Below are 22,530 nucleotides of genomic sequence, written 5' to 3'. Positions count from 1 at the left end.
CTCCAGCACCTTGCTATCGAGCGGCGCCCCCCAGGGGCCTCCCCACCCGTAGGCAGGGGAGGGATTGGCTGCCGCGATGGCATTCAATCACTTACCGGCAGGCGCGCACGACGCCTTCCGACCATTGTCCCGCACGCCGGTGACACACTCGGTTCCAATGGCCAATACTCACCGTCCCGGTCGGCCCACGGCACCCGAGGACCCTCGACCCACCCCCGGCACGGTTCTGGACCGGCTCTCACGGGGGCCTTCTCGAGCTGCGCGCATCACCCATACGGAGCACCTGCCCCCTCGGGAGGGTCGTCATGCAGTCTGGCCCGACCGCATCCGAACGGATGTCGTAGCCGCGATCCAGGCGGCGGGCATCGAACATCCGTGGGAACACCAGGCCGCGGCCGCCGAGCACGCCCTGGACGGCGAGTCGGTGGTCGTCGCCACCGGCACCGCCTCGGGAAAGTCACTGGCCTACCTCGCGCCCGTGCTCTCCGCCCTCGCGGACGGTGCGCAGGCCCCCAACGGCAGGGGTGCGACCGCCCTCTACCTCGCCCCGACCAAGGCCCTGGCGGCCGACCAGCGGCGCGCCGTACGCGAGCTGGCCGCACCCCTCGGCAACGCGGTCCGGCCCGCGGTCTACGACGGCGACACGCCGGTGGAAGAACGCGAATGGGTGCGCCAGTACGCGAATTACGTGCTCACCAACCCCGACATGCTGCACCGGGGGATCCTGCCCGCCCACCCCCGCTGGTCCTCCTTCCTGCGCGCGCTGCGCTACGTGGTCATCGACGAGTGCCACACCTACCGGGGCGTATTCGGCTCCCACGTGGCCCAGGTACTGCGCCGCCTGCGGCGGCTGTGCGCCCGCTACGGCGCCGATCCGGTCTTCCTGCTGGCCTCGGCCACGGCGAGCGACCCGGCGGCCGCCGCGTCCCGGCTGACGGGCGTGCCGGTCCTGGAGGTCGCCGACGACGCCTCCCCCCGCGGCGAGGTCGTCTTCGCCCTGTGGGAGCCGCCGCTGACCGAGCTGCGGGGCGAGAAGGGCGCCCCGGTGCGCCGCACCGCCACGGCCGAGACCGCCGACCTGCTGACCGACCTGGTCGTCCAGGGGGTCCGTACGGTCGCCTTCGTCCGCTCCCGGCGCGGCGCGGAGCTGATCGCGGTGATCGCCCAGGAGCGTCTTGCCGAGGTGGACCGGTCCCTGCCCCGGCGTGTCGCGGCCTACCGGGGCGGCTACCTGCCCGAGGAGCGCCGGGCCCTGGAGCGTGCCCTGCACTCCGGCGAGCTGCTCGGCCTGGCCGCCACCACCGCCCTGGAGCTGGGCGTGGACGTCTCGGGGCTGGACGCCGTCCTGATCACCGGGTACCCGGGCACCCGGGCCTCCCTGTGGCAGCAGGCGGGCCGGGCCGGGCGCTCGGGGCAGGGCGCCTTGGCCGTGCTGATCGCCCGGGACGACCCCCTGGACACGTATCTGGTCCACCATCCGGAGGCCCTTTTCCGCCGGCCGGTGGAGGCCACGGTGCTGGATCCGGACAACCCGTACGTCCTTGCCCCGCACCTGTGCGCGGCCGCCGCCGAGCTCCCGCTGACGGAGCCGGACCTCGCCCTGTTCGGCCCGGCGGCCGCCGAACTGATCCCGCAGCTGGAGGCCGCCAAGCTGCTGCGCCGCCGGGCCACGGCCTGGCACTGGACCCGAAGGGAGCGGGCCTCGGACCTGACCGACATCCGCGGCGGGGGCGGCCGCCCGGTCCAGATCGTCGAGGCGGCCACCGGGCGCCTGCTGGGCACCGTCGACGAGTCGGCGGCCCACACCGCCGTCCACGAAGGGGCGGTCCACCTCCACCAGGGCCGCACCTACCTGGTGAAGCAGCTGGACCTGGAGGACTCGGTGGCGCTGGTCGAGGAGTCCAACCCGCCGTTCTCGACCACCGCACGCGACACCACCTCCATCTCCGTCCTGGAGACCGAGACCGAGATCCCGTGGGGCCCGGCCCGGCTCTGCTTCGGCTCGGTCGAGGTGACCAACCAGGTCGTCTCGTACCTGCGCCGCAAACTGATCACCGGCGAGGTGCTCGGCGAGGCCAAGCTGGACCTGCCGCCGCGCACCCTGCGCACCAGGGCCGTGTGGTGGACCGTGACCGAGGACCAGCTCGACGAGGCCCGGATCAACCCGGAGATCCTCGGCGGCGCCCTGCACGCCGCCGAGCACGCCTCCATCGGCCTGCTCCCGCTGTTCGCCACCTGCGACCGCTGGGACATCGGCGGGGTCTCCGTCCCGCTGCATCCCGACACCCTCCTCCCGACCGTGTTCGTCTACGACGGCCACCCCGGCGGCGCCGGCTTCGCTGAGCGGGCGTTCCACACGGCCCGCGCCTGGCTGACGGCGACCCGCGACGCGATCGCCGCCTGCGAATGCGAGGCCGGCTGCCCGTCCTGCATCCAGTCCCCCAAGTGCGGCAACGGCAACGACCCCCTCCACAAACGCGGCGCGATCCGCCTCCTCACCCGCCTCCTGTCCGAGGCCCCGCCCGCCTGAGCGCCCTCGTACGAGGAACCCCGGGTCAGTCGGGGCTCGCGCGGGCGGGCCTGCTCTCGGGAGGGCCCGCTCGGGCGCCGATCGCCGGGGCGAAGGGGCCGGTCGCGGGGCGGGCCGCCACCTCGGCCACCTCGCCCCGGACGGTGCAGGCGGTCACCGCCGCGCCCTGGGCCCCGGCGACGCGGCGGGCCGCGGCGCAGGCGGCCTCGGGGCCGTGGGTCCAGGTCGCGGCCGCCGCCAGGGCCGCCAGGTCGGCAGCCGCCGCCGCGCGGTGCCGGGCCACGACGGCCTGGCCGAGCAGCAGCACCCCGCCGAACACCGCCCCCAGCACCGTCGCCACCAGCGCGGCCCACACCGTCGCCGACCCCCGGTCCCGGCCCCGGCCCCGGCCCCGGCTCATGGCGGCGGTCCCACGCTGTCCTCGGCCAGGGCCACCGCCTGTGCCCCGAGCCGCACCGGGAGCCCGCGCGGGCCCGGCGCCGGCGCCGACACCCTGACCCGCCACAGGTCCCCCTCCCGCTCCAGCCCCACCTCCGCCCCCGCCGGGGCGGCCGACCGGGCCGCCGCCTCCGCCACACCCGGAGGCTCCGAGCGGGCCGCGGCCCGGGCGCCGGCCCGGGCCGCGTCCACACATCGGATCTGCGCGGCCGCCGCCATCAGCGCCCACACCAGCAGCGCCGCGAAGAGCACCAGCGCGGGAATCACCAGGGCGGCCTCCGCCGTCACATATCCCCGGTCGCCCCGTCCCCCGCGCCTTTCCTCAGAACGGCACATCGAGTGCCTTCCCGATGGTCGACTGGAGTGCCGTGGAGACCACGTCACTCGTCACCACCTTGTACAGAACGGCCGCGAATGCACATGCCGCGATCGTGCCCATGGCGTATTCAGAAGTGGACATGCCCGCGTCGTCCGCACGACCGCTCATCGCCGACCGCAGACGAAACCAGATGATCCTCATGACAACCTCCTGTTGATTCGGTTCCTGACGTGATCTCAGTGGTGATCCGATGGGGCTTTCCAGGCGCAGAGTTGAGGTCCTGCGCATACGGCTACGCGCGAGCCGAGTTACCGGACTTTCTGCTGGGACTTCAGGTGGCAGCGAGAAGGCCAGAGGCCATTCCGATCACCACCGGAGCCACTCCGACCGCGAGAAACGCGGGGAGGAAACACAGCCCCACCGGAGCGGTGACGAGCACCGCCGCCCGCTGCGCCCGGGCGCCGGCCCGCCGGACGCGGTCCTCGCGCAGGGCCGTCGCCAGGCGGGAGACCGGCTCGGCGACCGGGGCTCCCGTACGGGCGGCCCGCTCCAGGCATTCCGCGAGCACCCGGGCGCCCGGTATCTCCGCCAACCTCCCCCACGCGGCGCCCGGTTCACCGCCGAGCCGCAGCTCCGCCCCGGCCAGCGCCAGCCGCTCGCCGACCGGACCGCCCAGCGATTCGCCCACCACCTCGGCGGCCTCCACGGGCGCCGCACCGGCCGCGAGGCACGCGGCCAACAGATCGGCCGCGAACGGGAGCTGGCGCTCCGCCTCCCGCGGATCCACCCCGGCCGGCGGCCGCGCCCGACGCTGCCAGCGCCACACCCCGATCGCCGCCCCGCAGCCGGCCGACACTCCGAGCACCCCGCCGACCAGTACCCAGGCCGCCAGCAGCGCCCCCGCCGGGCCCGCCCACACCGTCACCGCCGCCCGTATCCCGGACCCGAACACCGGCGCCCGACGCTCCGGTTCCGCCGACAGCAGCGCGGAGATCCTGCGCCGGGCGGCCCGCGCCCGGACCCGGGCCGCCACCGCCGAAGCCGTGCACAGCACCGACACCGCGAGGCACAACGCCGTCCCCAGCCTGTGGATCACGAAACCGCCCATCACCGCTCCCCCGCCCGTACGATCCGCCGGCACCACAGCAGCCCCAGCGCCTCCAGCACCCCGCCCGCCAGCAGACAGCCCCACCCGACCGGGGTGTGCAGCAGCACGCGGAGCGGGTCCGCTCCGAGCCCCGTGCCGATCAACAGGCCGACCAGCGGCAGCAGGGCCAGCACCGCCGTGGTCGACCTGGCGCCCGCCAACTGCGCCCGCAGGGACTCCTGCCGGTCCTGCTCGGCCCGCAACGCCCCCTCCAGCCGGTCCAGTCCGGCCGCGAGCCCCGCGCCACCGTCCACCGAGATCGACCAACAGGCGGCCATCCCGGCCAGGCCGTCCGCGCCGGGCTCCCGCGACGCCTGCCGCAACGCCGCGGGGACGTCACCGCCGAACGCCGCGGCGGCCAGCACCGCCGCCTCCGCCGGGCCCGGACCCCCCGGCCCCGCGGCCGTCCGCCGCAGCGCCGCCGTCAGCGCCTGTCCGGGCTGGGCCCCCGCCCGCAGCTCGCCCACCACCGCGCCGCACAGCGCGATCACCCCGGCGGCCCGGGCGCCCCGCTCCCGCTCCCGCCGACGGACCCGCAGCCACCGCCGCACCAGCGGCACCGCCGCCCCGCCCGCCACCAGCGGGATCACCGACGCGCCCAGCAGCGCGACCACGAGCCCGATCCCGAGGCAGGACCACTCCCGCCACCGCGCGGCCCGTACCCGCACCGCGACCAGCAGCCGCTCCCGGCGCACCGGACCACAGGGCACCACGGGCCCGCCCCCGGCCAGCACCACCCGCGCCCGCCGGGCCACCCGGTCTCCCCCGGCCAGCGCCCAGGCGGCCGTCCCCGCACAGAGCACCCCGGCGAACAGCGGCACCGGTACCGCGGCCACCCCGCTCACCGCGCACCCCGCAGCAGCGGACGCAGCCGCTCCCAGCCCCGCTCCCGGGCGAAGCCCCGGGCGGACCAGCGCAGCGCCGGTACGGTGACCACCAGCCCGGCGGAGTCCCGCTCCAGCACGTGCACCTCGGCCACCCGCCGCCGCCCGGCCCGGTCCCGGACCAGATGGACCACCATGGTCAGCGCGGCCGCCAACTGACTGTGCAGGGCGGCCCGGTCGAGCCCGGCGGAGGTCCCGAGGGCCTCCAGCCGGGCCGGAACGTGCGCGGCGGCATTCGCATGGACCGTGCCGCAGCCGCCTTCGTGCCCCGTGTTCAAAGCCGCCAGCAGATCGGCCACTTCCGCGCCCCGGACCTCGCCGACGACCAGCCGGTCCGGGCGCATCCGCAGCGCCTGCCGGACCAGGTCCGCCAGGGTGACCAGACCCGCACCCTCCTGGTTGGCCGGCCGGGTCTCCAGCCGCACCACGTGCGGATGGTCGGGGCGCAGCTCGGCCGAATCCTCGGCCAGGACGATCCGCTCGCCGGGGCCGACCAGCCCGAGCAGGGCGCTGAGCAGCGTGGTCTTGCCGGTGCCGGTTCCGCCGGAGACGAGGAACGACAGCCGGGCCTCGACCATGTCCCGCAGGAGCCGCTGCCCGCCGGGCGGCAGCGTGCCCGCCTCGACCAGCTCGTCCAGCGTGAACGCCCTCGGCCGCACCACCCGCAGCGACAGACAGGCCGAGCCGACCGCCACCGGCGGCAGCACGGCATGCAGCCGGGTGCCGTCGGGCATCCGGGCGTCCGCCCAGGGCCGGGCGTCGTCCAGGCGCCGGCCCGCGACGGCGGCCAGGCGCTGGGCGAGCCTGCGCACGGCATCGGCGTCGGCGAAGGTCACCCCGGTCAGCTCCAGGCCGCCGCCGCGGTCCACCCACACCCGGTCCGGGGCGGCCACCAGGACATCGGTGACCTCCGGGTCGGAGAGCAGCGCTTCCAGCGGGCCGGCCCCGACCAGCTCGGACCGCAACTCGGCGGCCACGCCCAGCACTTCCGCGTCCCCGAGCAGTCGGCCCTGCGCCCGCAGGGCCGCCGCCACCCGGGCCGGGGTCGGTTCCGCCCCGCTCTCGGCGAGCCGCTGGCGCACCGCGTCCAGGAGTACGGCGCTCATGCCGCCACCCCCTGGGCGGGGCCGAGCGCCCGCCGCCAGAAGCCGTCGCAGAAGCGAGCCAGCGCGCCCCGCCCCTGCCCGCCCGGTGGTTCCCCCTCGGCGACCCGCCCCGGGAGGCCCACCTCGACCGGCACCTCCCCGGCGAGCGGCACCCCCAGCAGCCCGGCCACCGCCTCGGCGTCGAGCCCGCCCGGACAGCGGCCCCGTACGACCACCCGGACGTCCCGAGCCACCATCCGCACGCCGGCCGCGACCCGGCCAGCGGCGGCCACCGCCCGCAACTCGCCCGGCACCACCATCAGGACCAGGTCCAGCTGGGCCAGGGCCTCGGCCACGGCCTCGTCCACCCGCCGGGGCAGGTCGACCACCACCACCCCGCCCCGGCGGCGCGCGGCGGCCAGCACGGAGCGCATCGCCGCGGGCGGCACCACCACCCGGTCCCCGCGGTCCCAGCTGAGCACCCGTAGCGCGTGCAGCTCCGGCAGGGACTCCTCCAGCGCACCGGCGCCCACCCGGCCCCGCGAGCCCGCGAAGTCGGGCCAGCGGAGCCCCTCGGCGCTCTCGCCGCCGAGCAGTACGTCCATACCGCCGCCGAGCGGGTCCCCGTCGATGAGGATGGTCCGCTCCCCGGCGCGGGCGGCCCGGAGGGCGAGGGCGCACGCGAGGGTGGAGGCTCCGGCCCCGCCGCTGCCGCCGATCACCCCGACGGCGAGGGCGGGTTTCCCGGCCCCTTCCACCACATCGGCGATGCGGTCGACGAGCCGGCTCTCGGCGTCGGGGAGCCGGAGCACCTCCTCGGCGCCGATCTCCACCGCCCGCTGCCAGACGAGGGGGTCGTCCAGGTCCCGGCCGACGAGCAGCACCCCGCCCCGGCGCGGAGCGCCGCGCACCCGGCGGGCTGCATCGTCCCCGACGAGCACGAGCGGCGCGGACTCCCATCCGACGCTCCCGGCCGCCTCCGGGGCGGCTTCGGAGCCGCTTTCACCCCTCCCGCCGCTTCCGCCGCCACCGCCTCCGCTTTGCTCGGGCACCGCATGGTGCACATGCGGCTCGGCGCCCGCCGCCGCGCACAACCGCAGCAGATCGTCGAGCAGCAGCGGGTCCTCGGTGATGATCAGCGGCCGCCCGCCGCCGGGCACGGCCCCGCCCGGAGCGCCCGATGGCCTGATTCCGCCTGCTTCCACGCGATCCGGCACTTCACACGACTTCGATCCAGCCACGATCTCCGCCCCCTTCTCACTGCAAATCCCAGCACCGCGGACTTCGCGGCTGGAATCACCGTGGGGCCATCCGGAAAAAGAAGTGGATCTTGCTCAAAAACTGTGGACAACAAGAGCCCTGTGAATAACTTCATCACCCCAACAGGTGAGTTCCGGAGCGCGGCGGAACCACTACGCTCCGTCACGAGCCTGGAGGGGTGAGGGCCTTCGCCACGCAGGGCCCGCCGCGGAAGGGGGGCTGCAGGAATGGTCACTTGGGGCCGAAGGCAGGGACGCAAACCGCGTCCGGACATGCGACGACCCCCGCCGGGGGGGAGAGCGGGGGTCGTCCCCACGGTCCGACTCGGGGGGGGAGGAGCCAGACCGGGTTAGCACGGTCGCGAACGATCCGTGACTTCCATGGTGTACCCGAGAGCCTTCTCAGGCAAACCCACGCGCCACACCTTACGCCGAATGGTGGGCGCATATGCTCGGGGCGTGGAAATCCAGCCCTTGCCGCACTCGTCGCCCCGCACCGCAGCCTTCTTCGACCTGGACAAGACGGTCATTGCGAAGTCAAGCACTCTGACGTTCAGCAAGTCCTTCTACCAGGGCGGCCTCATCAACCGCCGCGCCGTGCTGCGTACCGCCTACACCCAGTTCATCTACCTGGTCGGCGGCGCCGACCACGACCAGATGGAGCGGATGCGTGAGTACCTGTCCTCCCTCTGCAAGGGGTGGAACGTCCAGCAGGTGCGGGAGATCGTCGCCGAGACCCTGCACGACCTGATCGACCCGCTGATCTACGACGAGGCCGCCTCCCTGATCGAGGCCCACCACACGGCCGGCCGCGACGTGGTCATCGTGTCGACGTCCGGGGCCGAAGTCGTCGAGCCGATCGGCGAGATGCTCGGCGCGGACCGGGTCGTCGCGACGCGCATGGTCATCGGCGAGGACGGCTGCTTCACGGGCGAGATCGGGTACTACGCCTACGGGCCGACCAAGGCCGAAGCGGTCCGGGAGCTCGCGGAGTCCGAGGGGTACGACCTCGCGCGGTGCTACGCGTACAGCGACTCGGTGACGGACATCCCGATGCTGGAGGCGGTCGGACACCCGCACGCCGTCAACCCCGACCGGGCGTTGCGGCGGGAGGCGGTGGCGCGGGAGTGGCCGGTGCTGGTGTTCAACCGGCCCGTGCGGCTGAAGCAGCGGCTGCCGGCGCTGTCCATGCCGGCGCGGCCGGCGTTGGTGGCCGCGGCCGCCGTGGGCGCGGCTGCCGCCACCGCGGGGCTCGTCTGGTACGCCAGCCGGCGCCGGGCCAGCGCACTGGCCGCCGCCGCCTCCGCCTGACCGTTTGCGCGCCGCCGCCCCGGTTCCGGCCGGTGGCGGCGGCCGCGGGGCTGGACCCCGGGCCGAATACCCCAGCGGGGCCCGGGAGGTCAGCGGACGCCGGGCGGGAGCCCCGCCCTGAGCTGCGGCGATGACCGCTGTCCGGTTCGCCCCACGGTGTCCTGGAAAGTAAAAAAAGTGGGTAGGGGTTCCGCTTGTCAGCGAAGCGGAGTACAAAGGAGTCAACGGCCCGCGAGACCAAAGAACATCCGAGAGGATCATCTTTAAACGCAGTAAGGCCCACGGACCGAAGCAGGAGCGCCGAGCACCCACGCGACGTCGACCCGTCGATTACGGGCCAGCCGCACCAGGTGACGGGCAAAGTTCCCGACCTGATGGGCAACCATCGAGGACGCTTGGTAACTGGGCGCAAATGCCAGCGGCGACACCAGAGCTAGACGGTGTCGCCGCAACCCTGTGCGAGCCCAGCCCTGTGCGAGCCCCAACCCTGCGCGGGCCCCTCTCCGGCCTCCCCGTGCGCCAACCGCCCCGCACGGCCCCCGGGTCCGACTACGCCGCGCCCCGCTGCAACGCCTCGCAGACCGCCGTCGACTCGCGGACGCCCAGTTCGATCGCGCGGCCGCAGTGCGCGATCCACGCCGCCATCCCCTCCGCCGTCCCCGAGACGTAGCCCTCGAAGGCCGCCAGGTAAGCGTCCCGGCCCTGCTCCGCGTGGCCGACTTCCGCCGGGCAGATCGCCTTCGGGTCCAGACCGCTGTTGATCAGCACGATCCGCTCCGCCGCCCGCGCGACCAGCCCGTTGTACGAGCCGAACGGCCGCAGCGCCAGCAGCTCGCCGTGCACCACCGCCGACGTGATCAGCGCCGGGGCCGAACCGCCCGCGATGATCAGCCGGGACAGGCCGTCCAGCCGGCCCGCCACCTCGTCCGCGCCCGGCAGCGGCAGCGTGACGAAAGGTTCGTCCACCGGCTCGCCCGCCAGCCGCGGCCGGCCCACCACGTCACCGTCGGCCGTCGACCCCGACGCCACCAGGTGCAGACGCGCCAGCACCCGCAGGGGCGACTGGCGCCAGATGCTCAGCAGCTGCCCGGCCTCCGCCGTCAGGCGCAGCGCCGCGCCCACCGTGCGCGCCTCCGCCTCCGCGCCGAAGTCGGTGCGGCGGCGCACCTCCTCCAGCGCCCAGTCCGCCCCGGACAGCGCCGCGCTGCCGCGCGCCCCGCGCAGCGCCGCCTCCGAGGTGATCTCCCCGCTGCGCCGGCGCATGACCCGGTGCCCGTAGACCCGGTCCACGGCCTTGCGTACGGAATCCACGGATTCGGCGACGCCCGGGAGAGAACCCAGGGCGGCCAGCGGGTCAGAAGCGCTACTCATAAGTAAGGAGCCTACGCACTGCACCTCCATAGCACCGACCCCTCCTTGGAGTGGTCTTCTTCACTTAGCAACACCACGCAAAGCGACAAGGCCACTACTCTTGGTGAACATGAAGATCGCTTTCGTGGGAAAGGGCGGCAGCGGCAAGACGACCCTGTCCTCCCTCTTCATCCGCCACCTCGCAGCCAATGAAGCCCCCGTCGTCGCGGTGGACGCCGACATCAACCAGCATCTGGGCGCCGCGCTCGGACTCGGCGAGGACGAGGCCGCCGCGCTGCCCGCCCTGGGCGCGCACCTGCCCCTGATCAAGGAGTACCTGCGCGGCTCCAATCCGCGCATCGCCTCCGCCGACACGATGATCAAGACCACCCCGCCCGGCGCCGGATCGCGCCTGATGCGGGTCGCCGAGGACAATCCGGTGTACGAGGCCTGCGCGCGCACGCTGGTGTTCGACGGGGAGCCCGTACGGCTGATGGCCACCGGCCCGTTCACCGAGTCGGACCTCGGGGTCGCCTGCTACCACTCCAAGGTGGGGGCGGTGGAGCTCTGCCTCAACCACCTGGTCGACGGTCCCGACGAGTACGTCGTCGTCGACATGACCGCGGGCTCCGACTCCTTCGCCTCGGGCATGTTCACCCGTTTCGACATGACCTTCCTGGTCGCGGAGCCGACCCGCAAGGGCATCTCCGTCTACCGCCAGTACAAGGAGTACGCGCGGGACTTCGGGGTCGCGCTCAAGGTCGTCGGCAACAAGGTGCAGGGCACGGACGACATCGAGTTCCTCCAGGACGAGGTCGGGGAGGACCTGCTCGTCACCGTCGGGCACTCCGACTGGGTCCGGGCGATGGAGAAGGGCCGCCCGGCTGCGTTCGAGCTGCTCGAAGCGAGCAACCGGCTCGCCCTCCAGGCCCTCCAGGACGCGGCGGACGACTCGTACGCCGACCGCGACTGGGAGCGGTACACCGCGCAGATGGTCCACTTCCACCTGCGGAACGCGGAGAGCTGGGGGAACGCCAAGACCGGGGCCGACCTGGCTGCCCAGATCGACCCCGATTTCGTCCTGCGGGAGAGCCCGGAGTTCCCTACTCCTCGCCCGACTCCTCTTCGGCCGGCTCCTCAGCCGGCTTGACCGCGGGGGCGGCCGGCTTGGCCGGCGGCCCCGCCGTCAGGAACTTCGTCCAGCCGTCCTTGGGGGACTCGCCGACGTCGAGGCCGCGCATCCACTCCAGGACCTTCGGGTCCTGGGCGTCCAGCCAGTCGACCAGCTCGCGGAACGGCACGCAGCGGACCTCCTTCTGCGTGCACATCGACTCGATCGAGTCCTCGACGGCCTTCATGTAGGTGCCGCCGTTCCAGGACTCGAAGTGGTTGCCGATGATCAGCGGCGCGCGGTTGCCCGAGTAGACCCGGTCGAAGGCCTGCTGGAGGCCCTCGCGCATCTGCTCGCCCCAGTAGGCGTGCTGCGAGGGGTCGCCCTGCGTGGTCGTACCGGACTGGTTGACCAGGTAGTTGTAGTCCATGCTCAGCGTGTCGAAGGCACGGCCCGGCATGGGCACCAGCTGGAGCGGGACGTCCCAGAGCCCGTCCGTCTTCTTCGGCCAGATCTGCTTGCTGATGCCGCTGGAGTCGTAGCGGAAGCCCATGTCCTTGGCCGCCAGCATGAAGTTCTTCTGGCCTTCGAGGCAGGGGGTACGGGCGCCGATGAGCTCCTTGTCGTAGTCGAACGGGAGCGGCTCCATGCCCTTGAGGTCCGGCGTGTTCGTCTTCCAGCTCTTGACGAACGACTTGGCCTGGTCGATCTCGCTCTTCCACTCCGGGACGGACCAGGTGCCGACGCCGCCGTCGGGGCCGCAGAAGTGGCCGTTGAAGTGGGTGCCGATCTCGTTGCCCTCCAGCCACGCCCCGCGGACCTGCGCGGCCGTGTCCTTGATGCCCTGGAGATCACCGAAGCCGATGTCGGAACGGCCGGACTCGTGCTGCGGGGCCGTATAGAGGGAACGTTTCTCCTCCGGGAGCATGTACACGCCGCTGAGGAAGTACGTCATCCGGGCGTTGTACTTCTTCCCGACCTCGCGGAAGTGCGAGAAGAGCTTCTGGCTGTCCTCGCCGGCCCCGTCCCACGAGAACACCACGAACTGCGGCGGCTTCTCGCCGGGCTTCAGCTTCTCCGGCTTCCGCACGTTCGGCTGCGCACCCGTGTACGCCGTCGAGCCGTCGCCGATGAGCCGGTTCACGCTGCCGGGGGCGGCCTCCGGGGCGGGGCCCTTCTTGGCGTTCGGCCCCCCGGCGGGCTTGGCGGGCCCCGAGGTGCTGCACCCGGCGACGCCCAGCACCAGCGCCGTGGCGACCAGGCCGCCGGCGATCTTCTTCGTGGCGGCGATCATCCGTCCACCTCTCCTCGCAGTTCCATCGCGGGTCTTCCGCGCCGCAACGTCCCATGCGGTCCGCCGTGAAGATGATGTGACAAGCCGTACAAAATGCTTAATCACCCCTGGGCGCTAATTTCTAGTCCATTTGCTCCCATTCCCTATCGCGATCCTTTACTCTCCATTACCTTTCATTTACTGAGTGTTGAGACTCCCGCCGCTTCACCCCTCCGCAGAGGAGACGGGACCTATGACAGCCACCTCCCCCACGGCCCACGGCACGCCACGCAAGGGGCATCGAGCCGATCTCCATGCCGACCTGTCCGCCTCGCTGACCGTCTTCCTGATCGCCCTGCCGCTCTCCCTCGGCATCGCGCTCGCCACCGGCGCCCCGCTCCAGGCGGGCCTGGTGGCCGCGGCCGTCGGCGGGATGGTGGCCGGGCGCCTGGGCGGCACCCCCCTCCTGGTGAGCGGACCCGCGACCGGACTCACGGTCGTCACCGCCGAGTTGATCCAGCACTACGGATGGCGCACGACCTGCGCCATCACCGTGCTCGCCGGCTGCTGCCAGCTCGGGCTCGCCGCGCTGCGCACCGCCCGCTCGGCGCTCATGGTCAGCCCGGCCATCGTCCACGGCATGCTCGCGGGCGTCGGCGTCACGATCGCGCTGGCCCAGCTGCACATCGTCCTCGGCGGCACCCCGCAGAGCTCCGCCCTCGCCAACGTCCTGGGCCTGCCGGGTCAATTGGCCCAGCTGCACCCGGCCGCGCTCGGCGTCAGCGCCCTGACCCTGGTCGTCCTGCTCGGCTGGCCGCGGCTGCCCGGGCGGATCGGGCTCGCGCTGCGCAAGGTGCCGGCCGCGCTGGCCGCCGTGGCCACGGCCACGGCGTTCGCCGCGCTGACCGGGCTGAGCGTGCCCCGGGTGGACCTGCCGTCCTGGCGCAGCCACGCCCTGCCCGAGCTGCCCGAGGGTCCGGTCCTCGGCATCATCGCGGCCGTCCTGACGGTCACCCTGGTCGGCAGCGTGGAATCCCTGCTGTCCGCGGTCGCCACCGACAAGCTGATCGCCTCGCAGCGGCGTACGGGCAACCGCCCGCCGCGCGCCGACCTCGACCGGGAACTGCGCGGACAGGGTGCGGCGAACGTCCTCTCCGGACTGCTGGGCGGGCTGCCCGTCGCGGGCGGGGCCGTCCGGAGCGTGGCCAACGTCAAGTCCGGGGCCGTCAGCCGCCGGTCGGTGATGCTGCACGGGCTCTGGATCCTGCTCGCGGCCGCCCTTCTCGTCCCCGTCCTCGACCTGATCCCGCTCGCCGCGCTGGCCGCGCTGGTGATGGCGCTGGGCGTGCAAATGGTCAGCGCCACGCATCTGCGCACGGTCACCCGGCACCGCGAGATCGCGGTGTACGTGACGACGATCGCGGCCGTGGTGCTCGGCGGGGTACTGGAGGGGGTCGCCATCGGCATCGCGGTGGCCGTCGCGATCGCCCTGCACCGGCTGGCCCGGACCCGGATCACGGTCGAGGTGCAGGACGGGGTCCACCGGGTGTGGGCGCGCGGGCAGTTGACCTTCCTCGCGGTGCCGCGGCTGAGCCGGGTGCTGAACCAGATCCCGCCCGGCGGGCGGGTGGTGGTGGAGCTGGACGGCTCGTTCATGGACCACGCGGCGTACGAGACGCTCCAGGACTGGCAGCACGCCCACCTGGTGCACGGGGGCTCGCTGGAGGTCACCGGCCGCTCCACCACCCGGATGACCGGCGCGGACCGCGCCAACCGGACCCACCTGGCGCACCAGGCCCACCAGGGACAGCAGGCCCATCAGGGGCACCAGGCCCACCGGGCCGACCGGGCCGACCGGGCCGACCGCGTCGAGCAGCGCTCCCACCGCGGGGGCCATCGCGGCGGGCACCAGTGCTGCCGCCCCTGGACCCCGTGGATGAACCACTGCGACCACCGGCCGACGGCCGAGCACACGATCCCCGGTGCGGCCACGGCTCCGGACGCGCTGGAGGCCGTGGAGGCCCCGGCTCCGGCCCCGGCCCCGCGCCGCCGCGGCGCCGGCCAACTGGCCAGCGGGATCAGCGCCTTCCAGCGGGACACCGCGCCGCACGTCCGCGAGGAGCTGGCCCGGCTGGCCCGGGAGGGGCAGCGGCCCTCGCAGCTCTTCCTGACCTGCGCGGACTCCCGCCTGGTCACCAGCATGATCACGGCCAGCGGCCCCGGCGACCTGTTCACGGTCCGCAACGTCGGCAACCTGGTCCCGCTGCCGGGCGCCGAGGGCACGGACGACTCGGTCGCGGCGGCCATCGAGTACGCGGTGGACGTGCTCAAGGTGGACAGCATCACGGTGTGCGGGCACTCGGGCTGCGGGGCCATGCAGGCGCTGCTGAACTCCACGCCCGGGGCCCCGATGACCCCGCTGCGCCGGTGGCTGCGGCACGGGCTGCCCAGCCTGGAGCGGATGGCCAGCCGCCACCACGCCTGGGCGCGGATCGCGGGCCGGCTCCCGGCGGATGCCGTGGAGCAGTTGTGCCTGACCAATGTGGTGCAGCAGCTGGAGCACCTGCGGGCGCACGAATCGGTGGCCCGGCGGCTCGCGGAGGGCACGCTGGAGCTGCACGGGATGTACTTCCACGTGGGTGAGGCCCAGGCGTACCTGCTGTCGGAGGGCGAGGACTTCTTCGACTGCCGGGTCTTCGACAGCGTGGGGCACCAGGCCGGAGAGCACGCCGAACAGCCCGCCGGACACCACGTCGGACACGTCGGGGTGCCCGCCGGACAGCCCGCCGGACAGCCCGCCTGAAAGATGACCGAATGATGACCGAATCGCCGTGCCCGGCAGATCCGGATCATGGATAGAAACGAACCGGTACCCTCCGGTATCCGTGTCACAGAGTGGCCCCTTCCCGCACCCTGCAGCGGGAAGGGGCCACTCTGCGCATCCGCCCGGCCGTGATATAGGTCTAAACCAATTTTCGGCTACCCCTTGTCACCAGGGCCGCTGACTGATGAGCTATGCCCGGGGACACAACGGACACCCTGGGAAAGGGAGATGTCGTGAGCAACGAAAGCCTGGCCAACCTGTTGAAGGAGGAGCGCCGATTCGCTCCTCCCGCCGACCTGGCCGCCGCCGCCAACGTGACAGGGGCTGCGTACGCACAGGCCGACGCGGACCGGCTGGGCTTCTGGGCCGAGCAGGCCCGCCGCCTGACCTGGGACACCGAGCCGACCGAGACGCTCGACTGGACCAACCCGCCCTTCGCCAAGTGGTTCGCCGACGGCAAGCTGAACGTCGCGTACAACTGCGTGGACCGGCACGTCGAGGCCGGCAACGGCGACCGCGTCGCCATCCACTTCGAGGGCGAGCCCGGCGACAGCCGCGCGATCACCTACGCCGAGCTCAAGGACGAGGTCTCCAAGGCCGCCAACGCCCTGACCGAGCTGGGCGTCCAGGCCGGCGACCGGGTCGCGGTCTACCTGCCGATGATCCCCGAGGCCGTCGTCGCGATGCTCGCGTGCGCCCGCGTCGGCGCCGCGCACTCGGTGGTCTTCGGCGGCTTCTCCGCCGACGCCGTGGCCTCCCGCATCCAGGACGCCGACGCCAAGCTGGTCATCACCGCCGACGGCGGCTACCGCCGCGGCAAGCCCAGTGCTCTCAAGCCCGCCATCGACGAGGCCGTCGCCAAGTGCCCGCAGGTCGAGCACGTGCTCGTCGTACGGCGCACCGGCCAGGACACCGCGTTCACCGAGGGCCGCGACGTCTGGTGGGACGAGATCGTCGGACGCCAGTCCGCCGAGCACACCCCGCAAGCCTTCGACGCCGAGCACCCGCTGTTCATCCTGTACACCTCGGGGACCACGGGTAAGCCCAAGGGCATCCTGCACACCTCCGGCGGCTACCTCACGCAGGCCGCGTACACCCACCACGCCGTCTTCGACCTCAAGCCGGAGAGCGACGTCTACTGGTGCACCGCCGACATCGGCTGGGTGACCGGGCACTCGTACATCGTCTACGGGCCCCTCGCCAACGGCGCCACCCAGGTGATGTACGAGGGCACGCCGGACACCCCGCACCAGGGCCGGTTCTGGGAGGTCGTGCAGAAGTACGGCGTCACCATCCTGTACACCGCGCCCACGGCGATCCGCACGTTCATGAAGTGGGGCGACGACATCCCCGCGAAGTTCGACCTGTCGAGCCTGCGCGTGCTGGGCTCGGTCGGCGAGCCGATCAACCCCGAGGCCTGGATCTGGTACCGCAAGCACATCGGCGGCGACCGGTGCCCGATCGTGGACACCTGGTGGCAGACCGAGACCGGCGCCATGATGATCTCCCCGCTGCCCGGCGTCACCGAGGCCAAGCCGGGCTCGGCGCAGCGCGCGCTGCCCGGGATCGGCGCCACGGTCGTGGACGACGAGGGCCACGAGGTACCGAACGGCGGTGGCGGCTACCTGGTCCTCACCGAGCCGTGGCCGTCGATGCTGCGCACCATCTGGGGCGACGACCAGCGGTTCGTCGACACCTACTGGTCCCGCTTCGAGGGCAAGTACTTCGCGGGCGACGGTGCCAAGAAGGACGAGGACGGCGACATCTGGCTGCTCGGCCGGGTGGACGACGTCATGCTGGTCTCCGGACACAACATCTCGACCACCGAGGTGGAGTCGGCGCTCGTCTCGCACCCGTCGGTCGCCGAGGCGGCCGTGGTCGGCGCCAAGGACGAGACCACCGGCCAGGCGATCGTGGCCTTCGTGATCCTGCGCGGCAGCGCCTCGGAGACCGACACCCTGGTCGGCGAGCTGCGCAACCACGTGGGCGCCACGCTGGGCCCCATCGCCAAGCCGAAGCGGATCGTTCCCGTCCAGGAGCTGCCGAAGACCCGCTCGGGCAAGATCATGCGGCGCCTGCTGCGCGATGTCGCCGAGGACCGCGCGGTCGGCGACGTCACGACGCTGGCCGACTCCTCGGTCATGGATCTGATCCAGAGCAAGCTGCCATCCGCCTCCAGCGAGGACTGAGCGAGGACTCGGCGAGGACTCGGCGCGAACCGCGCCGACCGAGTGACAAGGGGCATCCGGCGCGTCGCGCCGGATGCCCCTTTCGCACATAAAGTGAAGATCGCCGGATACGTCCTCGCGCCACCCTGTAAAGTATGAGAAGCGTAAAGAATGTAAGTCCACAGGGTGCGCCGGGAAGTCTGGTCGGCAACGAGTTTCGCCATGCCGTCCAACCACCCCGGAGGTGCCCCCCGTGGCCGCGCCCAGCCCCACCGACCGCCACAGCCGCAAGTTCCTCGGCAGGCTCTCCCTGCCCGAGCGGCGCTTCGTGGCCGACGCCCTGCGCGCCGAGACCGTCGGCGGCGTGCTCCTGCTCGTGGCCGCCATCGCCGCCCTGCTGTGGGCGAACATCCCCGCCCTCTCCGACAGCTACACCGAGGTCAGCGACTTCCACATCGGCCCCGCCTCCCTCGGCCTGGACCTCTCGCTCCAGCACTGGGCTGCCGACGGGCTGCTGGCGATCTTCTTCTTCGTCGCCGGCATCGAGCTCAAGCGCGAGCTCGTCGCGGGCGATCTACGCGACCCCAAGGCGGCCGCCCTCCCGGTGATCGCCGCCGTCTGCGGCATGGCCGTACCCGCGCTGGTCTACGTACTGGTCAACGCGGTCGGCGGCGGCTCGATGGACGGCTGGGCGGTCCCGACCGCCACCGACATCGCCTTCGCCCTCGCCGTCCTGGCCGTCATCGGCACCTCGCTGCCGTCCGCCCTGCGCGCCTTCCTGCTGACCCTCGCCGTCGTCGACGACCTCTTCGCCATCATGATCATCGCGGTGTTCTTCACCAGCGAGATCGACTTCCTGGCCCTCGGCGGCGCCGTCCTCGGCCTGGTCGTCTTCTGGTTCCTCCTCCGCAAGGGCGTCCACGGCTGGTACGTGTACGTTCCGCTCGCCCTGGTCATCTGGGGCCTGATGTACAACAGCGGCGTCCACGCCACCATCGCCGGCGTGGCCATGGGCCTGATGCTCCGCTGCTCCCGCAAGGACGGCGAGGACACCTCCCCCGGCGAGCACATCGAGCACCTCGTCCGGCCCATTTCCGCCGGCCTGGCCGTCCCGCTCTTCGCGCTGTTCTCCGCCGGGGTCTCGCTCTCCGACAACGCCATCGCCCAGGTCTTCACCCGGCCCGAAACCCTCGGCGTCGTATCCGGCCTGGTCGTCGGCAAGGCCGTGGGCATCTTCGGCGGCACCTGGCTGGCCGCCCGCTTCACTCGCGCTTCGCTCAACGAGGACTTGGCCTGGCCCGACGTACTCGCCGTGGCCTCGCTCGCCGGCATCGGCTTCACCGTCTCGCTCCTCATCGGCGAACTCGCCTTCACCGGCGACCAGACCCTCACCGACGAGGTGAAGGCCGCCGTCCTGTTCGGCTCCCTCATCGCCGCCGTCGTCGCGAGCGTCATGCTCAAGCTCCGCAACCGCAAGTACCAGGCCCTCACCGAGGACGAGGAGCGCGACGAGGACCTCGACGGCATCCCCGACATCTACGAGCAGGACAAGCCCGAGTACCACCTGCGGATGGCGAAGATCTACGAGGCGAAGGCCGCGGAACACCGCCGCAAGGCCGAGACGGCCGCCGCCGCCGCGCTCGAAGCGGCCACCGGGTCCAGCGCCGAGCGCGACCGTCCGGCATGATCTGAACTGACGCCGTGACGGGCGAAGGACAGCCGCCGCGCAGGGCGTCGACAGCAGACGACGGCAGAAGACAGAGGGAGAGAGCGATGAGCGCAGTGGACCAAGGGGCGCAAGGGGCCGAGCGCACACTCGGCCAGCTGGTCGCCTCGGCCACCGCCGAGATGTCCGCCCTGGTGCACGACGAGATCGCCCTCGCCAAGGCGGAGATCCGCCAGGACGTCAAGCGCGTGGGCATCGGCGGCACCGCCATCGGGATCGCAGGGGTGTTCGCATTGTTCTCCCTGCCCGTGCTGAGCTTCGCCGCGGCGTACGGGATCCACAACCTCGGGCTCGGGCTGGCCTGGTCGTTCCTCATCGTCGGCGTGGCGTTCCTGCTGCTCGCGGGCCTGCTGGCGCTGATCGCCGTATCGAAGTTCAAGAAGGTCAAGCCGCCGGAGAAGACCATCGCCTCGGTCAAGGAGACCGCGGCGGTCGTCGCGACCGTCAAGCCGCATCCGCGGCCGGTGAGTGACCAGGCCGTGGGTGTGGCACGCTCGTCCTCATGACAGCGCCCTCACCGGATTCCAGCACCCCGCCCACCGCCGCGACGGCGGTCAGGATCGACGTGCCCGGCGGGCGAGCGGTGACCCACCGGGACGTCGCGGCCAACGGGGCCCGGTTCCACGTCGCCGAAATGGGCGACGGGCCGCTGGTGCTGCTCCTGCACGGCTTCCCGCAGTTCTGGTGGACGTGGCGGCACCAGCTGACCGCGCTCGCCGACGCCGGGTACCGCGCGGTGGCGATGGACCTGCGCGGGGTGGGCGGCAGCGACCGCACCCCGCGCGGCTACGACCCCGCGAACCTCGCGCTCGACATCACCGGGGTCGTACGGTCCCTCGGCGAGCCGGACGCCGCCCTCGTGGGACACGACCTCGGCGGCTACCTCGCCTGGACCGCGGCCGTGATGCGGCCCAAGCTGGTGCGCCGGCTCGTGGTCTCCTCGATGCCGCACCCGCGGCGCTGGCGCTCGGCGATGCTGTCCGACTTCGGCCAGACCCGGGCGAGTTCGCACATCTGGGGCTTCCAGCGGCCGTTCATCCCGGAGCGGCAGCTCGTCGCCGACGACGGGGCGCTCGTGGCCGACCTGATCCGGGACTGGTCCGGTCCGCTGCCGCCCGCGGTCGAGGACCTCGACGTGTACCGGCGAGCGATGTGCATCCCGTCCACCGCGCACTGCTCGATCGAGCCGTACCGCTGGATGATGCGGTCGATGGCCCGGCCGGACGGGCTCCAGTTCAACCGCCGGATGAAGCGGCCGGTGCGCGTGCCGACGCTGCACCTGCACGGATCGCTCGACCCGGTGATGCGGACCCGGAGCGCGGCCGGCTCCGGGGAGTACGTCGAAGCCCCGTACCGGTGGCGGCTGTTCGACGGCCTCGGGCACTTCCCGCACGAGGAGGATCCGGCGGCCTTCTCGACCGAGCTGGTCAACTGGCTGAAGGACCCCGAGCCGGACCGCTGACCCGGACCGCTCACCCGGACCGCCGACCCGACGGGATGTCAGCCGACCGGCTGACCCATCGTCAGTACGACTGTCCTACGAACATTCAATTGCCCGGCGCATAGGCCAATTGGCCGCCCGGGACGGGGTTACCGACCTTGGGGCCCGGGCACAGCTCGTTGTATGGGCTGGACGCACGACTACGGTGACACCGCACGCGAACGCCGCCCGGCAGCGACGCCGGGCACGCACGGGAGGACGGGCCGGGACGGCCACGACCCCCGACTCGGGATTCCACGCATCCTGCGCCGCCGGGCCCGCTGGGTCTCGGCGCGCCTGCGGCATCCACGGACGTAGCCGGGGCCGCGCCCCGTCCGTACGGGCCCAGCCGGACCCGTACGGATCAGCGGACGCGTACGGATCGGACGCGTACGGAGCCGATCCGTACGGACCTCAGAGGGCGCAGCCCTGGCTGTCGACCCGCCGGTCGGAGGTCTTCCCGATCCGGATGTCGTCTCGGACCTCGTCCGCCGTCAGCGCGTACCCGGTGTTCGGGTCGTCGAGCGACTTCGCGAAGACGACCCCGTACACCTTGCCGTCGGGCGTCAGCAGCGGGCCGCCGGAGTTGCCCTGGCGGACGGTCGCGTAGAGCGAGTAGACATCGCGCCGGACGGTGCCGCGGTGGTAGATGTCCGGGCCGTTGGCGTTGATCCGGCCGCGGACGCGCGCCGCGCGGACGTCGTACGCGCCGTTCTCCGGGAAGCCGGCGACGATCGCGTCGCTGCCGCTCGCCGCGTCCTTGTCGGTGAACTCCAGCGCGGGCGCCTTCAGCTTGGGCACGTCCAGGACGGCGATGTCGCGCTCCCAGTCGTAGAGCACGACCTTGCCGTCGTAGAGCTTGCCCTCGCCGCCGATCTGCACGGTCGGCTCGCCGACCCCGCCGACGACATGCGCGTTGGTCATGACCTTGCCGGGCGCGAAGACGAATCCGGTGCCCTCCAGGACCTTGCTGCAGCTCGGCGCGGTACCGACGACCTTCACGATCGAGCGCTTGGCCACCTCGGCGACGGGGCTGCGGGCGAGCGCCGGGTCGGGCGCCTTCACCTCGGTGATCGGCTCGTTCGAGAACGGGCTGAAGACCTGCGGGAAGCCGCTGCGCGCGAGGGTGGAGCTGAAGTCCGAGAACCAGGTGTTGGCTTGCGCGGGCAGCACCCGCGAAACGCCGAGCAGCACCTTGGAGTTGCGGACTTCCTTGCCCAGGGTGGGAAGTGACGTCCCGGCGAGGGCCGAGCCGATCAGCCACGCCACCAGCAGCATCGCGACGACGTTGACCAGGGCCCCGCCCGTCGCGTCGAGCGCGCGCGCGGGCGACCACGTGATGTGGCGGCGCAGGCGGTTGCCCAGATGGGTGGTGAAGGCCTGCCCGATCGAGGCGCACACGATGATCACGACGACGGCGATCACCACGACCGTGGTGGAGACCTGGGTGCCGTTGTCGGTCACCCGGTCCCAGACCAGCGGGAGCAGGGACACGGCGATGAGACCACCGCCGAGGAAGCCGATCACCGACAGGATGCCGACGACGAACCCCTGGCGGTAGCCGACGATCGCGAACCACACGGCGGCGACCAGCAACAGGATGTCCAGCACGTTCACGAGGGTCA

At 72.6% G+C, this 22,530-nt stretch carries 18 protein-coding genes; 8 read left to right on the top strand and 10 right to left on the bottom strand.

The window, feature by feature from the left end; all coding sequences use genetic code 11:
* Positions 1–76: 76 nt before the first annotated feature.
* Complete coding sequence (locus tag ADK52_RS18885; RefSeq protein ID WP_053691004.1) at positions 77–2,530, top strand: DEAD/DEAH box helicase; 2,454 nt, start codon at positions 77–79, stop codon at positions 2,528–2,530.
* Positions 2,531–2,555: 25 nt separating this feature from the next.
* Here ADK52_RS18885 and ADK52_RS43020 read toward each other — a convergent pair whose 3' ends face one another.
* The 7 genes from ADK52_RS43020 to ssd form a co-directional block, all read right to left on the bottom strand.
* Positions 2,556–2,930: an Rv3654c family TadE-like protein gene (locus ADK52_RS43020; RefSeq protein WP_053691003.1), complete on the bottom strand. Its 375-nt coding sequence runs from the start codon at positions 2,928–2,930 to the stop codon at positions 2,556–2,558.
* Positions 2,927–3,304, bottom strand: a complete 378-nt coding sequence (locus tag ADK52_RS18875; RefSeq protein WP_078988442.1) for a TadE family type IV pilus minor pilin — start codon at positions 3,302–3,304, stop codon at positions 2,927–2,929. The genes ADK52_RS43020 and ADK52_RS18875 overlap by 4 nt, the downstream gene beginning before the upstream one ends.
* Positions 3,291–3,488: a DUF4244 domain-containing protein gene (locus ADK52_RS18870; protein WP_053691001.1), complete on the bottom strand. Its 198-nt coding sequence runs from the start codon at positions 3,486–3,488 to the stop codon at positions 3,291–3,293. Before ADK52_RS18870 ends, ADK52_RS18875 begins: the two co-directional genes overlap by 14 nt.
* A gap of 130 nt (positions 3,489–3,618) precedes the next feature.
* Positions 3,619–4,395: a type II secretion system F family protein gene (locus tag ADK52_RS18865; RefSeq protein ID WP_053691000.1), complete on the bottom strand. Its 777-nt coding sequence runs from the start codon at positions 4,393–4,395 to the stop codon at positions 3,619–3,621.
* Positions 4,395–5,270: a type II secretion system F family protein gene (locus tag ADK52_RS18860; protein WP_234344002.1), complete on the bottom strand. Its 876-nt coding sequence runs from the start codon at positions 5,268–5,270 to the stop codon at positions 4,395–4,397. The genes ADK52_RS18865 and ADK52_RS18860 overlap by 1 nt, the downstream gene beginning before the upstream one ends.
* A gap of 5 nt (positions 5,271–5,275) precedes the next feature.
* Positions 5,276–6,424 carry a TadA family conjugal transfer-associated ATPase gene (locus tag ADK52_RS18855; RefSeq protein WP_053690999.1) on the bottom strand — a complete coding sequence of 383 codons (1,149 nt, stop codon included), beginning with the start codon at positions 6,422–6,424 and terminating at the stop codon, positions 5,276–5,278.
* Complete coding sequence (gene ssd, locus ADK52_RS18850; protein WP_053690998.1) at positions 6,421–7,608, bottom strand: septum site-determining protein Ssd; 1,188 nt, start codon at positions 7,606–7,608, stop codon at positions 6,421–6,423. The genes ADK52_RS18855 and ssd overlap by 4 nt, the downstream gene beginning before the upstream one ends.
* 528 nt (positions 7,609–8,136) lie before the next feature.
* Here ssd and ADK52_RS18845 point away from each other — a divergent pair.
* The gene (locus ADK52_RS18845; RefSeq protein WP_234344010.1) at positions 8,137–8,973 is read left to right on the top strand and encodes an HAD family hydrolase; all 837 of its coding nucleotides are present in this window, start codon (positions 8,137–8,139) and stop codon (positions 8,971–8,973) included.
* A 549-nt stretch (positions 8,974–9,522) separates the two neighbouring features.
* Here the strand turns inward: ADK52_RS18845 and ADK52_RS18840 are convergent.
* A complete protein-coding gene (locus ADK52_RS18840; protein ID WP_053690996.1) occupies positions 9,523–10,344 on the bottom strand; it encodes a hypothetical protein in 822 nt (273 codons plus the stop codon).
* Positions 10,345–10,453: 109 nt separating this feature from the next.
* Here ADK52_RS18840 and ADK52_RS18835 point away from each other — a divergent pair, with 109 nt between their 5' ends.
* On the top strand, positions 10,454–11,473 hold the full coding sequence (locus tag ADK52_RS18835) for an ATP-binding protein (protein ID WP_053690995.1): 1,020 nt from the start codon (positions 10,454–10,456) through the stop codon (positions 11,471–11,473).
* Here the strand turns inward: ADK52_RS18835 and ADK52_RS18830 are convergent.
* Positions 11,427–12,728, bottom strand: coding sequence for a hypothetical protein (locus ADK52_RS18830; protein WP_053690994.1), 1,302 nt, complete (start codon positions 12,726–12,728; stop codon positions 11,427–11,429). The genes ADK52_RS18835 and ADK52_RS18830 overlap by 47 nt on opposite strands.
* Before the next feature lie 232 nt (positions 12,729–12,960).
* Between ADK52_RS18830 and ADK52_RS18825 the strand changes: the two genes are divergently transcribed.
* The 5 genes from ADK52_RS18825 to ADK52_RS18805 all read left to right on the top strand — a co-directional run bounded on the left by ADK52_RS18825 (position 12,961) and on the right by ADK52_RS18805 (position 20,887).
* The gene (locus tag ADK52_RS18825) at positions 12,961–15,510 is read left to right on the top strand and encodes a SulP family inorganic anion transporter (protein WP_078988441.1); all 2,550 of its coding nucleotides are present in this window, start codon (positions 12,961–12,963) and stop codon (positions 15,508–15,510) included.
* A gap of 212 nt (positions 15,511–15,722) precedes the next feature.
* Positions 15,723–17,720 (top strand): acetate--CoA ligase, encoded by a 1,998-nt coding sequence (acs, locus tag ADK52_RS18820; protein WP_078988440.1) that lies wholly within the window; start codon positions 15,723–15,725, stop codon positions 17,718–17,720.
* Positions 17,721–17,952: 232 nt separating this feature from the next.
* Positions 17,953–19,386: a Na+/H+ antiporter NhaA gene (gene nhaA / locus ADK52_RS18815; protein WP_053690992.1), complete on the top strand. Its 1,434-nt coding sequence runs from the start codon at positions 17,953–17,955 to the stop codon at positions 19,384–19,386.
* 86 nt (positions 19,387–19,472) lie between these two features.
* Positions 19,473–19,931 (top strand): phage holin family protein, encoded by a 459-nt coding sequence (locus ADK52_RS18810; RefSeq protein ID WP_053690991.1) that lies wholly within the window; start codon positions 19,473–19,475, stop codon positions 19,929–19,931.
* Positions 19,928–20,887 carry an alpha/beta fold hydrolase gene (locus ADK52_RS18805; protein WP_053690990.1) on the top strand — a complete coding sequence of 320 codons (960 nt, stop codon included), beginning with the start codon at positions 19,928–19,930 and terminating at the stop codon, positions 20,885–20,887. Before ADK52_RS18810 ends, ADK52_RS18805 begins: the two co-directional genes overlap by 4 nt.
* 432 nt (positions 20,888–21,319) lie before the next feature.
* On the opposite strand, the gene ADK52_RS18800 is transcribed toward ADK52_RS18805, so the two are convergent.
* The gene (locus tag ADK52_RS18800; RefSeq protein ID WP_053691019.1) at positions 21,320–22,522 is read right to left on the bottom strand and encodes a MarP family serine protease; all 1,203 of its coding nucleotides are present in this window, start codon (positions 22,520–22,522) and stop codon (positions 21,320–21,322) included.
* Positions 22,523–22,530: the final 8 nt, after the last annotated feature.

This window comes from Streptomyces sp. WM6372 (assembly GCF_001279655.1).
Taxonomy (GTDB): domain Bacteria; phylum Actinomycetota; class Actinomycetes; order Streptomycetales; family Streptomycetaceae; genus Streptomyces.
Note: the sequence above shows the minus strand (reverse complement) of the source record. Positions and strands in the feature narration are given on the sequence as shown.

What these genes read in the sequence shown, in the direction of transcription:
- ADK52_RS43020 (WP_053691003.1), bottom strand. Translation starts at nt 2,930, where the DNA reads ATGAGCCGGGGCCGGGGCCGGGGCCGGGACCGGGGGTCGGCGACGGTG.
- ADK52_RS18885 (WP_053691004.1), top strand. Translation starts at nt 77, where the DNA reads ATGGCATTCAATCACTTACCGGCAGGCGCGCACGACGCCTTCCGACCA.
- ADK52_RS18855 (WP_053690999.1), bottom strand. Translation starts at nt 6,424, where the DNA reads ATGAGCGCCGTACTCCTGGACGCGGTGCGCCAGCGGCTCGCCGAGAGC.
- ADK52_RS18830 (WP_053690994.1), bottom strand. Translation starts at nt 12,728, where the DNA reads ATGATCGCCGCCACGAAGAAGATCGCCGGCGGCCTGGTCGCCACGGCG.
- ADK52_RS18810 (WP_053690991.1), top strand. Translation starts at nt 19,473, where the DNA reads ATGAGCGCAGTGGACCAAGGGGCGCAAGGGGCCGAGCGCACACTCGGC.
- ADK52_RS18805 (WP_053690990.1), top strand. Translation starts at nt 19,928, where the DNA reads ATGACAGCGCCCTCACCGGATTCCAGCACCCCGCCCACCGCCGCGACG.
- ADK52_RS18865 (WP_053691000.1), bottom strand. Translation starts at nt 4,395, where the DNA reads ATGGGCGGTTTCGTGATCCACAGGCTGGGGACGGCGTTGTGCCTCGCG.
- ADK52_RS18870 (WP_053691001.1), bottom strand. Translation starts at nt 3,488, where the DNA reads ATGAGGATCATCTGGTTTCGTCTGCGGTCGGCGATGAGCGGTCGTGCG.
- ADK52_RS18875 (WP_078988442.1), bottom strand. Translation starts at nt 3,304, where the DNA reads ATGTGCCGTTCTGAGGAAAGGCGCGGGGGACGGGGCGACCGGGGATAT.
- ADK52_RS18840 (WP_053690996.1), bottom strand. Translation starts at nt 10,344, where the DNA reads ATGAGTAGCGCTTCTGACCCGCTGGCCGCCCTGGGTTCTCTCCCGGGC.
- ADK52_RS18825 (WP_078988441.1), top strand. Translation starts at nt 12,961, where the DNA reads ATGACAGCCACCTCCCCCACGGCCCACGGCACGCCACGCAAGGGGCAT.
- acs (WP_078988440.1), top strand. Translation starts at nt 15,723, where the DNA reads ATGCCCGGGGACACAACGGACACCCTGGGAAAGGGAGATGTCGTGAGC.
- ADK52_RS18835 (WP_053690995.1), top strand. Translation starts at nt 10,454, where the DNA reads ATGAAGATCGCTTTCGTGGGAAAGGGCGGCAGCGGCAAGACGACCCTG.